This window comes from Acinetobacter sp. OYA S30 (assembly GCF_033599315.1).
Lineage (GTDB): Bacteria > Pseudomonadota > Gammaproteobacteria > Pseudomonadales > Moraxellaceae > Acinetobacter > Acinetobacter baumannii.
Genome location: NZ_JAWVAV010000122.1, coordinates 1 through 1,125, shown reverse-complemented (window position 1 = coordinate 1,125; position 1,125 = coordinate 1). Strand labels below are relative to the sequence as shown.

Genomic DNA, 1,125 nt, shown 5'->3' with positions numbered 1-1,125 from the left:
TCAGAGATATAAGCGACACGACATGAAATGTCGTTTAATTGCTAAAAAACAATATATTAAGCCTAATATGAGCTAATATAAGCCCATGAAAACACTTAAATTACGTATAAAAGACAAACATTGTAAGGTGCTAGACCAATTGGCATCTGAAGTTAATTTTGTCTGGAACTATGTCAATGATTTGTGTTTCAAACACCTACAGCGCAAACAACAATTCTTTTCAGCATACGATATTGCTAAATACACGAAAGGCGCATCAAAGGAATGTAATCTTCATAGCCAAACCATTCAGGCTGTAACAGAAGAATTGGTCACTCGCAGAAAACAGTTCAAAAAATCAAAATTGAGATGGCGTGTCAGTAATAAGAAATCAGCAAGAAGATCACTAGGTTGGATACCCTTTAAAAAGGTCGCTATTAAATACGCCGATGGATACGTTCAGTATGGCAAGCATCAATTCAAGCTATGGGATAGTTACGGACTATCGAAATACAGCATTAAAACAGGCTCATTTGTAGAGGATAGTCGTGGACGTTGGTATGTCTGCTTAGTGGTTGATTCACCCAAACAAGACAAACCTACCGCCACAAAAGCCGTGGGTATTGATCTAGGCTTAAAAGATATTGCTACTTGTTCAGATGGTACGATCATTTCCAATCCCAAGTTCTACCATCAATATGAACAGAAATTAGGGATTGCTCAGAGAGCGAGAAATAAAAAGCGTGTCCGTGCATTACACGCCAAGATTGCAAACTGTCGTAAAGACCATTTGCACAAGGCTAGCACCCAGCTGGTGAAAGACAATGCACTGATTGTCGTTGGTGATCTAAGTGCGAACAAACTTGTAAAAACTAAAATGGCGAAATCTGTTTTAGATACAGGATTTTCAGCGCTCAAAACCATGCTCAAGTATAAATGCGAGAACGCAGGGGTCATGTTTGAGGAAGTCAACGAGAGATTCACAACCCAAACCTGTTCGAGCTGCGGTGCAATCACCGCAAGCAGTCCGAAAGGTAGAGCAGATTTGCGAATAAGAGTATGGGAATGTGAATGCGGAAGTGTAAATCAACGCGATTTAAACTCCGCCAAGAACATACTTGCGCTTGGGCATAAGCGTCTAGCAGT

At 40.4% G+C, this 1,125-nt stretch carries 1 protein-coding gene; it reads left to right on the top strand.

What is annotated here, in order from left to right:
- Nucleotides 1–85 precede the first annotated feature (85 nt).
- The coding region (locus tag R5R67_RS19410) for a transposase (protein WP_318755202.1) at nucleotides 86–1,125 on the top strand (1,040 nt) is incomplete at its 3' end.